Below are 10,087 nucleotides of genomic sequence, written 5' to 3' on the forward strand. Positions count from 1 at the left end.
CCCCCCCCGGCGCACGGGAAGTAGGGACGGCTGCGCCCGCGATCGACTGTTCGATGACCGCTGACATGATGGAATGGCTCCGCGAGATTGACCGCGCCGCAGGAATGTACAAAGCGGCGAGCGCGGGCAGGATTAACGATGGGCCATTAAATCAAAATCCGTGTTTTTGCAGAACGAAGCATTTCGTATTTCTTAGTTCGGAAATTGCATGCCCGGCGACGACAGAATCCTTGCGCTAAACTGTCGAAATTATTTCAATAACAGATAGTCGAGACAACACCATGTTCCATTCCGAGCGCGCGCCCGATTTCAAGACCGTCCTCCTGGCCAGCGGCCTGGTGCTGACGCTGGCCATGGGCGTGCGTCATGGACTGGGCTTCTGGCTGCAGCCGATTTCCCAGGCGCACGGCTGGACGCGTGAAACCTTTTCGCTGGCGATCGCCTTGCAGAACCTGATGTGGGGCGTGTTCGGCCCGTTCGCCGGCATGGCGGCGGATCGCTACGGCACCGCGCGCGTGATCGTCATCGGCGCGCTGCTGTACATGGGCGGCTTGCTGTGGATGGCGCTGGTGGATCAGCCGATGCTGTTCGCGGTCGGCTCCGGCGTGCTGATCGGCGCAGCCTTGTCGTGTACCGCCTTTGGCGCGATCAGCGGCATCGTCGGCCGTAGCGCGCCGCCGGAAAAACGCTCATTGGCGTTCGGGATTTCATCGGCGGCGGGCTCCTTCGGCCAGTTCGTGATGATGCCGGTCGAGCAGCAACTGATTTCGGTCACCGGCTGGCAACAGGCGTTCTACTGGTTGTCCGCGCTGGTGGTGGCGGTGATGGTGCCGATGGCGTTCCGCCTGCGCGAGCCGAAGCTGGCGCACAGCGGCAAGCAGGAGCAAAGCATCTGGGAAGCCACGCGCGAGGCATTCGCCTATCGGCCGTTCCAGTTCCTGATCGCGGGCTATTTCGTGTGCGGCTTCCAGGTGGTGTTCATCGGCGCCCATCTGCCGTCCTACCTCAAGGACAAGGGCCTGATGGATCCCAACATCGCGGTGGCGGCGCTGGCGCTGATCGGCCTGTTCAACATCTTCGGTTCGTACTACGCCGGCAAGCTGGGCGGCTTCCTGCCCAAGCGCTATCTGCTGTCGACCATCTATTTTTCGCGCACCGTCGCCATCAGCCTGTTCCTGCTGGCGCCGCTGTCTTCCTGGTCGGTGTATATCTTCTCGGCGGCGATGGGCTTGCTGTGGCTGTCGACGGTGCCGCTGACCAACGGCATCATCGCCGGTATTTTCGGGCTCAAGCATTTGTCGATGCTGTCGGGCTTCGTGTTCCTGTCGCATCAGATCGGCAGCTTCCTGGGCGTCTGGCTGGGCGGGTATCTGTTCACCCGCGAAGGCAGCTACAACACGGTCTGGATGATCACCATCGGACTCGGCCTGTTCGCCACGGTGATGAATCTGCCGGTCAACGAGAAAGCCATCCGGCGCGTCGCCAACCGCATCGTGCTGTGTTTTTGACCCTGATGGCGGCGGGCGTACAATGACCGGCATGAGCGAACCCACTATTTCCCTGACGGAACTGGAAGAAGCAATCAACTACTGGCGCATCCGGCGTCCCGCCACCGGCGAGGAATGCGCGCTGTCGCCTGAAGTCAATGCATTGGCGGACGTCTATGCCGTGATGATCATTGAACATCTGCACAGCATTGCCGCCGATGTCATCGGCAAGGAGCCGCGCCAGTTGCTTGACGCCTGGCGGCAGGCCCGGGCCGGCCAGGGCCAGAGCGCCTGAGCTTTCCCTCCGGATTCCTCCCCAGACGGCGCACGTAGCGCGCCTGTCGCATTTGTGGCGTATGATTTTTGCATGACGCGCTGCGGAACGATCTTCCCGGCACGCAGTCTTCCGTACTCTCACCGCAAGGATCCCGATGCGACGCAAACCCGACGCCAGCAGTCCCGCTTCCACACGCTCTTCCTCGCCGCGTTCCTCCTCCTCGCCCAAGCCGCGCATTGCGCTGGTGCTGCAAGGCGGTGGTGCGCTGGGCGCCTACCAGGCCGGCGTCTACCAGGCCATGCATGAACACGACCTGACGCCCGATTGGGTGGTCGGCACCTCGATCGGCGCCATCAACGCCGCCATCATCGCCGGCAACCGCCGCGAAGACCGTATCCCGCGCCTGCGCGCCTTCTGGGAAAGCGTGTCGCACGACGACGCCATCGACATGCGGGCGGTGCCCGACGCCACCCGCCAGCTGATGACCTGGGCCACCACGATGGATACCATCGTACGCGGCGTCCCCGGCTTCTTCACGCCGCGGCCGTTCAATCCATTCGCCATCGGCCTGCCGGTACCGCCCGAGGAAGCCAGCTTCTACAACACTGAAGAACTGCGCACCACTCTCAACAAGTACGTCGACTTCGATTACCTGAATGACAAGACCGAGGGCATCCGCCTGACCGTCAGCGCGGTCAAGGTGACCTGCGGCTCGCTGGTCAAGTTCGACTCCTCGCTGCACACGCTGGGCGCCGAACACGTGATGGCCAGCGGTGCGCTACCGCCGGGCTTCCCGCCGGTACGGGTGGACGGCGATCTCTATTGGGACGGCGGTCTGTATTCGAATACGCCGTTGGAGGCGGTCCTCAGCGACGAGCCGCGCCAGGACACGCTGTGCATGATGGTCGACCTGTGGCATGCCGACGGCCCCGAGCCGCGCACTTACGAAGAAGTGCAGACGCGCGAGAAGGACGTCACCTTCGCGTCACGTTCGCAGCGCCACATTGACGCTTATCTGAAGCAGCACCAGTTGCGCAAGATGGCGCGCGAACTGTATGAGCGCATGCCGGCGGATTTGCGCAAGCCGTCCGACCGCAAGCAACTGGCCGAGTTGGGCGCCGACACCACCATCCATATCGTGCGCCTGCCCTACGCCGGGCGCGACTGGAACATGGCCTCCAAGGACGTGAACTTCGCCCGGGGTTCGGTGCGCTGGCGCTGGGAACAGGGTTACCAGGACGCCCTGCGCGGCATCGCCCTGAGCCAGGAAGACTCTTTCGGCCAGAGCGAGGCCGGCATCGTGGTCCATGACCTGCCCAGCGGACAGACCCATGTTGCCGCCGGGTAAAAGAACCGAACGTTCGGATGAATTGCCCGCAAAGCCAGGCTGGGTGGGCCGTCGCATAATTCAGACGGGTGGTGAATTATTTTGTGCGGCGCACAAAATACCTCTTGATTTCACCAAAGAAGTGCATAAAATAGGAATTGTTGCGGCGCACAAAAATAGTAATTCGAGACGTAAGCCGCTAGTCCATCACTGTTTTTGAAACCAAAGGAGAAGTCCATGTTTTCGTACCAAGATCAATTTTCCGCCGCAACCAAGACCCACTTCCAGGCTCAACTGGATCTGATCAACACCATCACCACCAAGACTTTCGAAGGTCTGGAAAAGATTGTTGAACTGAACCTGAGCGCCGCCAAGGCATCGCTGGAAGAGTCCGCCGCTACAGCCCAGCAATTCGCATCCATCAAGGATCCGCAAGAACTGCTGGCCCTGGCGCAAGCACAAGCTCAACCGACAGCTGAAAAGGCTGCCGCTTACGGTCGTCACCTGGCCAGCATCGTGTCGGCCACCCAAGCTGAACTGACCAAGGCGACTGAAGCGCAAGTCGCTGAAACCAGCCGCAAGGTCTCCGCTCTGGTCGAAGAAATCTCCAAGAACGCACCAGCCGGTTCGGAAAACGCAGTCGCCCTGTTGAAGTCGGCCATCGGCAACGCCAACGCCAGCTACGAGCAACTGACCAAGAACACCAAGCAAGCCGTGGAAACACTAGAAGGTCACCTGAGCAACGCTGCCAAGCAGTTCACTCAAGTCGCTGAAAAGACCACCGCCCGCAAGAAGTAATCAGTAGCACCAGCAGCAAGCATTCACGGACCGCCATGCGGTCCGTTTTTTATTGCCCGGCCGGTTTCATGTCGCGCCTGAAGATCCCTGCCGGAACTGCAGGCTCAGACTGCAGACGCCACCCTCACGGTATCCCGGCCGCCGCGCTTGGACTCGTACAGTGCCGCATCTCCGCGCTCGAGCAAGGCCGCCAGGCCCGTCGGCGGCTTGTCGAACAACGTCCCGCCCACGCTCAGCGTCACTGCCGACGGCGTCGCGAACGTCTCCCGCGCCATTCGCCCGAACACCTCGCGCAAGCCGTTGCCCAACGCCACCACGCTGTCGCCGGAAGCCTCCCGCAACAGGATCACGAACTCGTCCCCGCCCAGCCGCGCCGCCAGCGAACCCTGCGGCAAGGCGTCGCGGATCATTTCGCTCAGCGCCACCAGCAGCCTGTCGCCGGCGCTGTGACCGTGCAGATCGTTGACCTGCTTGAAATTGTCGATGTCGATCAGCAGCAAGGCGCCCGGACTTGCCGGCGTGGCCTGCTCAAGCAAGGCGGGGGCGCGCATGTCGAGCGCGCGGCGGTTGTACAGCGCGGTGAGCGGATCGCGCGCCGCCAGCTGCTCGATGCGCTCTTCGCGGCGGTGGCGCTCGGTGCCGGTCATCGACAAGGCGATCAGCATGATGGCCATCGCACCTTCCACCAGCGAGATCTGAATCACGCCGCCGCGGAAAGCCGCCAGGTCGACGAAGGCGTCCAGCGCGACGGTCGAACCGGCCTTGGCGACATAGAACAGTCCATGCGCCAGCAGTACGTAACGCAGTTGCACCGCGCCCACGCTCAGCGAGACGCCATGCGGACGCAGCAGCAAGCTCGCGCGCAGCGTGAGGCCGGCGATCAGCAGCGATTGGATGCACAGCATCACCCTGGACCACCATGGCTCGGCCGGCACCAGCAGCATCGCCAGCCAGGCGGCGCCGACCAGCCACCAGCCGCGCGACAAGCGGGTGCTCGTGAAGCGGGAAACCCCGGCCAGGAACAGCCAGTGCGCGACGATCAGCAAGCCGTTGGCAAACCAGATGCCGATCAACAGGAAACCGCTGGAGCGCAGCAGGGCCAGCACCGAACCGACCGTGATGACGGCGAAACCGGCGCTCCAGAACAGCAGCGATCTTTCACGCACGCTGTCCCATTCCACTGCCAGGTAAAGCGCAGCGGCAGCGGACAGCGCGGTGGTGAGAATCAGGATACTGGAGGGATCGAGTGCCATGGATAACGAATAACGAGTGCTTGAGCTTGCCGGGGAAACTCAAAAAGGGGCCGCGCTATTTTAACGCCGGCCGCTCAGCCCAGCTTGCCCGGACGATGCAATTCATGTTCCCGAAGGGTTGCGACATCATCGCTTGACTATCTACCTACTAAAAGGTAGGCTACGCACATGACTGATTCCTCCAACACTGCCGACAGCATCCTGCGCTGCGCGCAAACCCTGATCATCGCCGGCGGTTACAACGGCTTCAGCTATGCCGACATCGCCAAGGTCATCGGCATCCGCAACGCCAGCATTCACCATCATTTCCCCGGCAAGGCGGTGCTGGTTCGCACGCTGGTGGCGCGGTATCGCGAGGAAATGCAAGCCGGCGTCGCCAAGCTGGAACAACACGTCTCCGATCCGCTGGAGCAGCTGCGCGCTTATGCCGGCTTCTGGGAAAATTGCATCGCCGATGCATCGTCTTCATTCTGCGTCTGCGCCCTGCTGGCAACTGAAATGCCGATTCTTCCCGAAGAAATCGCGCTGGAAGTGCGCGCGCATTTTCGGGCGCTAGCAACTTGGCTGACTGCGGTTTTCACGCGCGGCGCAAAGCAAGGCAGCCTTGGGCTGACCGGATCGGCCGAGGCCGAAGCGGATATCTTCATGGCGACCGTCCACGGCGCCATGCTGTCGGCGCGCGCTTATGGAGAGGCAAAAATGTTCGGCGCCATCGTCAATCCTGTGCTGGCGCGGGTTGCGCGTCAGGTTTGATGGGGCAGGTTTGAGAAGCACAACGATTGTTTCAACGTTCGGCCATTTTGCCTACCGATTAGTAGGTAGTTTTACTTGCAGGAATTGCACTTCCGGAACAAGGTCGATGCACTCCTCAACCATTTTTTGATAAAGGATAGCGCCATGTTTGGAATTTCTCATCTCGGCTGGGTTCATACTTTAGGCAGTTTGCCGGCCATTCCGGCGGCGCTGTACATGTTCGCGCGCCACGGCCGCATCGTGCCGCGCTCGATCGCGGGCGGCATCTATTTCGTCTCGATGCTGATCGGCGCCGTCAGCGTTTTCCTGGTCGCGCATCAGGCGGTCAGTTACGGCATCGCCGTCGCCACGCTGGTCTTTCTCCTTGCCGGCTACGGCGTAGGAAGACTGCCGACGGCGCGCAGCGCGGCGCTCTATGCGGAAACGATCTTCCTGAGCATCACCGCATTCCTGCTCATGGTGCCAACCGTGTCGGAAACGCTGCGCCGGGTGCCGGACGGCCACCCGTTCGTGACCGACCTGAAGTCGCCGCTGCTGTTGGGATTCCAGGGCGCCCTGTTCGCCATGCTGATAGGCGGACTGGTCATCCAAGTGGTGTCTTTGCGCAGACAGGGCAAAGCGCTGCGCACATGCGCAAAAGCACGAGCATAATCAAGCCGATGCCGTTTCGCATCGGTGGTTTTCCGAGGAGAGACAGATGGCGCGCAATCCCGTAACACCGGTTCAGTCCGTCGACGCCGTTGGCGCAACCAGACGCGTCGACAGCGGCTCCACCTATTTTCGCCATCTGGATCAGTGGCGGCTCGCCTCCGAGGCCCAAGCCGCTGAACGGCGCGCAAGGAAACAGCAGCAGGCGTCGCAAGAGCCGCAGGCCGGCGACAGCGAATTCTCCCGCGCCCTGTCCGATGCGGCAAATGCCGGCACGCCGGATCTGAAGCGCTGAATCCACACTCCAGGCCGGCCCCTTGCCGGCTTTTTTCATGGCCGATGCCGGGCAAGACTTCTTGATATAGTGGCGTGGCACAATTTTCCGCAATCAACCCTGGAGAATCGACATGGACTTGCAATTGAAAGGCAAGACGGCCTTGGTGAGCGGCAGTACCGCCGGCATCGGCTACGCGATCGCACACACGCTGGCGCGTGAGGGAGCGAACGTGATCGTCAACGGCAGGACGCAGGCGAGCGTCGACGAGGCGGCGGAGCGCATCCGTTCGGAAACCAACGGCACGGTCCAGGGTTATGCCGGAGACCTCAGCAAGCCGGATGCCGCCAATGAAGTCATCCAGCGTCATCCCGGCATCAACATCCTCGTGAACAACCTCGGCATTTTCGAGCCCAAGGCCTTTGAAGACATTCCCGACGAAGACTGGCTGCGCTTCTTCGACGTCAATGTCCTCAGCGGCGTGCGCCTGGCGCGCCTGGTGCTGCCGGAAATGAAGCGGACCAACTGGGGCCGCATCATCTTCATTTCCAGTGAAAGCGCGGTGCAGATCCCCACCGAGATGATCCACTACGGCATGACCAAGACCGCGCAACTCGCGGTGTCGCGCGGACTGGCGGAATCCGTCGCCGGCACCGGCATCACGGTCAACAGCATCCTGCCCGGCCCGACCAAATCACGTGGCGTGGGCGACTTCGTCGAAGACATGGCGCGGGCGAGCGACAAGACCTTCGAGCAGGTCGAGGCGGAGTTCTTCGACCACGTCCGGCCGACCTCGCTGATCAAGCGCTTCGGCACGCCGCAGGAAGTGGCGTCGCTGGTGGCCTACGTGGTCAGTCCGCTGGCCTCCGCCACCACCGGCGCGGCGCTACGTGTCGACGGCGGGGTGATCAAAAGCGCATTCTGACGAAACGCGGACGATAGCGCAGACGAAAGCACGAACAACTGCGCGGACTGCGAAATACACAGAACGCATCATCAAGCCGGCGCCTGACGCCGGCTTGTTCATTCCACTGATCGCTTCAGCAAGGCAGGATTTCTGCACACCCGGCCGGTCAGGTAAGCTCCAGACGACCCGGCGTGATATCGATGCTACCCTTCAACATCGGCAACGTCCCCAGCTTGAAGATGCCGACCAGCGCAGACAGCTTTGCCGCCTGCTCTTGCAAGGATTGTGCAGCGGCGGCGGCTAGCGACCAGCGCAGCGTTTTGCTGGGTGACATTGTCCATTTGTGCAACGGCATCGTTGATTTGTTCGATGCCTTCGCTTTGCTGACGGCTGGATTGTGAAATTTCGGCCACCATGCCATTCACCTTCCTGACGCTGCCGACGACCTCGCCCATCGTCGTGCCAGCCTGCTCCACCAGAGAACGCCCGATATCGACTTGCTTCACGGAGTCGGTGATGAGCACCTTGATTTCTTTTGCCGCAGTAGCGCTGCGTTGCGCAAGGTTGCGCACTTCCGATGCGACAACGGCGAAACCACGCCCCTGCTCCCCGGCGCGCGCCGCTTCCACGGCGGCATTCAGCGCGAGAATATTGGTCTGAAAGGCAATACCGTCAATGACCGAAATAATTTCCACAATCTTGTGCGACGAGTTGTTGATCAAACCCATCGTGGTGATGACTTGCTGAACGACTTCGCCGGCTTTGGACGCGACGTCCGATGCCGACACCGCCAGTTCGTGCGCCTGGACAGCACTGCCGGAATTCTGTTTCACCGTCGACGCCAATTCTTCCATGGACGATGCGGTTTCCTCCAGCGAACTTGCCTGCTGCTCGGTGCGCGACGACAAGTCCAGGTTACCTTTGGCAATCTGGCTGGACGCTGTCGCAATCGTATCGGTCCCGGCGCGCACCTGGCCGACGATTTGTGCCAGCGCATCTCGCATGCTCTTTATTGAGAACAACAGGCTGTCCTGATCGCTCGGCCTGGTTTCTATGTTGACGGTCAGATCTCCGTGCGCGATCCGGGTCGCGATCTGATTCGCATAGGAAGGCTCTCCGCCGAGCTGGCTCAGTACGCTGCGCGTGATCAGATAAGCCGCCATGATGCTGACGACCAGCGCAAGTCCGCCAAACAGCAGCATCATGAAACGTGCGTTGACGTACGCAACATCAGCATTGTTCGAGGCGTCCTCGTTCTGCTTATTTTCCAGTACGATGAAGTTATTGAGCTGATCCCACCATTTCCGCTGGACCGGCCGGAATTCATTGCGCAGCACCGCGTACGCCTCGTCTCTCTTGCCGGCCAGGATCAGTTCCGTTACCTGTCTGATATAACCGTTGGCAAGCTTGGCGGTTTCGCTGATGGCGGCAAACAGTTGCCGCTCTTCCGGGTTTGTCGTGCTCTCGCTCTTGAGCATCGCCTCCAGTTTCTTCTCCGCCGCGGCATATTTCTTTGCCTGCGTATCGACACGCTTCATTTCGGCGTCGATCTCCGGTGGGTTCTCGCCAAGCAGGATCATGTTACGCAAAGCCAGCGCGCGTTCGGTGATGGAGAGGTACATCGACGAGGCTTCACTGGCTTCAACGTTGTTGATCTTGGTGATCTCATCCATGCGCTGCTTCTGTTGCGCCATCTGGATGATGCCGAGCAGTGTGACGACAATAAGCAGCACGCAGACCAGCGTGAATCCGATTGCCAGGCGCGCGGAGATTTTTAACTGTGAGAGTTTCATGGTGCCCCCAGAAGGTGACGTGATGTGCATGTTTGTATTCCTGCATTTTTGCAGGCGCCGCGCCCGGTCTGCCCAGGATTCCCACCGTGATGCAATATTGAAATACGGCACATCTATTTTTTGTACATCGTTGACGTAATTTACAGTTACGAGATTAGCATTCTTTGGCTGACGTCAAAGGCGTATCTCCAATAAAACGCGCTGATATTGACGGTCCGACAGCCAAGCTGCAACAGATTGAAGTGTTCCCTTTCGCGCCTTGCGGACCGCCATTTCGGATGACGCCTGCTGCATTGACTGGCGCTCGCATGCTGGTCTTGTTAAACCAGCGGTATAGCGATTTCCTCGTCAAATCTGCGAATGACATCTCGTGCTTATGAGAAATTCCCACTTTAACGAACCTTCGACACCAAATCGCCTCCCCCGCATTTACAATCAAATTCCCGCTTTGTGAGAATTCAATTTCTGAATATGAGAAAAATGAGGAATCATCCGGCCATGAACTCCCCCGCTCCTGCTCATCCGACCCAACAGCCCGCCGTTGCCACCCCCCCCCCCCCCCCCCCCCCC

Annotated in this window: 11 protein-coding genes; 9 read left to right on the forward strand and 2 right to left on the reverse strand. The window is 60.6% G+C overall.

What is annotated here, in order from left to right; all coding sequences use genetic code 11:
- The 5 genes from HLUSI_RS34460 to phaP all read left to right on the forward strand — a co-directional run.
- Positions 1-239: hypothetical protein (locus HLUSI_RS34460; RefSeq protein WP_238534064.1), on the forward strand; the 239-nt coding region annotated here is incomplete at its 5' end.
- 42 nt (positions 240-281) lie between these two features.
- Positions 282-1,508 carry an MFS transporter gene (locus HLUSI_RS0122465; RefSeq protein WP_016836093.1) on the forward strand — a complete coding sequence of 409 codons (1,227 nt, stop codon included), beginning with the start codon at positions 282-284 and terminating at the stop codon, positions 1,506-1,508.
- A 22-nt stretch (positions 1,509-1,530) separates the two neighbouring features.
- Complete coding sequence (locus tag HLUSI_RS0122470) at positions 1,531-1,782, forward strand: DUF3717 domain-containing protein (RefSeq protein WP_016836094.1); 252 nt, start codon at positions 1,531-1,533, stop codon at positions 1,780-1,782.
- A 136-nt stretch (positions 1,783-1,918) separates the two neighbouring features.
- Positions 1,919-3,112, forward strand: a complete 1,194-nt coding sequence (locus tag HLUSI_RS0122475; protein ID WP_016836095.1) for a patatin-like phospholipase family protein — start codon at positions 1,919-1,921, stop codon at positions 3,110-3,112.
- Between the two features lie 216 nt (positions 3,113-3,328).
- On the forward strand, positions 3,329-3,889 hold the full coding sequence (gene phaP / locus HLUSI_RS0122480; RefSeq protein ID WP_016836096.1) for a TIGR01841 family phasin: 561 nt from the start codon (positions 3,329-3,331) through the stop codon (positions 3,887-3,889).
- A 104-nt stretch (positions 3,890-3,993) separates the two neighbouring features.
- Here the strand turns inward: phaP and HLUSI_RS0122485 are convergent, their stop codons facing one another.
- Complete coding sequence (locus HLUSI_RS0122485) at positions 3,994-5,142, reverse strand: GGDEF domain-containing protein (RefSeq protein ID WP_016836097.1); 1,149 nt, start codon at positions 5,140-5,142, stop codon at positions 3,994-3,996.
- A 168-nt stretch (positions 5,143-5,310) separates the two neighbouring features.
- Here HLUSI_RS0122485 and HLUSI_RS0122490 point away from each other — a divergent pair, with 168 nt between their 5' ends.
- The 4 genes from HLUSI_RS0122490 to HLUSI_RS0122505 all read left to right on the forward strand — a co-directional run bounded on the left by HLUSI_RS0122490 (position 5,311) and on the right by HLUSI_RS0122505 (position 7,742).
- Positions 5,311-5,895 (forward strand): TetR/AcrR family transcriptional regulator, encoded by a 585-nt coding sequence (locus HLUSI_RS0122490; protein ID WP_016836098.1) that lies wholly within the window; start codon positions 5,311-5,313, stop codon positions 5,893-5,895.
- Positions 5,896-6,039: 144 nt separating this feature from the next.
- Entirely contained in the window at positions 6,040-6,546 is a 507-nt protein-coding gene (locus HLUSI_RS0122495; RefSeq protein ID WP_029363900.1) for a hypothetical protein, read from the forward strand.
- 46 nt (positions 6,547-6,592) lie between these two features.
- On the forward strand, positions 6,593-6,838 hold the full coding sequence (locus HLUSI_RS0122500; protein ID WP_016836100.1) for a hypothetical protein: 246 nt from the start codon (positions 6,593-6,595) through the stop codon (positions 6,836-6,838).
- Between the two features lie 112 nt (positions 6,839-6,950).
- Entirely contained in the window at positions 6,951-7,742 is a 792-nt protein-coding gene (locus HLUSI_RS0122505; protein ID WP_016836101.1) for an SDR family NAD(P)-dependent oxidoreductase, read from the forward strand.
- A 185-nt stretch (positions 7,743-7,927) separates the two neighbouring features.
- On the opposite strand, the gene HLUSI_RS30110 is transcribed toward HLUSI_RS0122505, so the two are convergent.
- Positions 7,928-9,517 carry a methyl-accepting chemotaxis protein gene (locus HLUSI_RS30110; protein WP_050977761.1) on the reverse strand — a complete coding sequence of 530 codons (1,590 nt, stop codon included), beginning with the start codon at positions 9,515-9,517 and terminating at the stop codon, positions 7,928-7,930.
- Between the last annotated feature and the right edge of the window lie 570 nt (positions 9,518-10,087).

Origin of the sequence: Herbaspirillum lusitanum P6-12 (genome assembly GCF_000256565.1) — a bacterium.
Classification (GTDB): domain Bacteria; phylum Pseudomonadota; class Gammaproteobacteria; order Burkholderiales; family Burkholderiaceae_D; genus Herbaspirillum; species Herbaspirillum lusitanum.

Coding starts and splice junctions, on each gene's coding strand:
- HLUSI_RS0122465 (WP_016836093.1), top strand. CDS start 282: ATGTTCCATTCCGAGCGCGCGCCCGATTTCAAGACCGTCCTCCTGGCC.
- HLUSI_RS0122470 (WP_016836094.1), top strand. CDS start 1,531: ATGACCGGCATGAGCGAACCCACTATTTCCCTGACGGAACTGGAAGAA.
- HLUSI_RS0122475 (WP_016836095.1), top strand. CDS start 1,919: ATGCGACGCAAACCCGACGCCAGCAGTCCCGCTTCCACACGCTCTTCC.
- phaP (WP_016836096.1), top strand. CDS start 3,329: ATGTTTTCGTACCAAGATCAATTTTCCGCCGCAACCAAGACCCACTTC.
- HLUSI_RS0122485 (WP_016836097.1), bottom strand. CDS start 5,142: ATGGCACTCGATCCCTCCAGTATCCTGATTCTCACCACCGCGCTGTCC.
- HLUSI_RS0122490 (WP_016836098.1), top strand. CDS start 5,311: ATGACTGATTCCTCCAACACTGCCGACAGCATCCTGCGCTGCGCGCAA.
- HLUSI_RS0122495 (WP_029363900.1), top strand. CDS start 6,040: ATGTTTGGAATTTCTCATCTCGGCTGGGTTCATACTTTAGGCAGTTTG.
- HLUSI_RS0122500 (WP_016836100.1), top strand. CDS start 6,593: ATGGCGCGCAATCCCGTAACACCGGTTCAGTCCGTCGACGCCGTTGGC.
- HLUSI_RS0122505 (WP_016836101.1), top strand. CDS start 6,951: ATGGACTTGCAATTGAAAGGCAAGACGGCCTTGGTGAGCGGCAGTACC.
- HLUSI_RS30110 (WP_050977761.1), bottom strand. CDS start 9,517: ATGAAACTCTCACAGTTAAAAATCTCCGCGCGCCTGGCAATCGGATTC.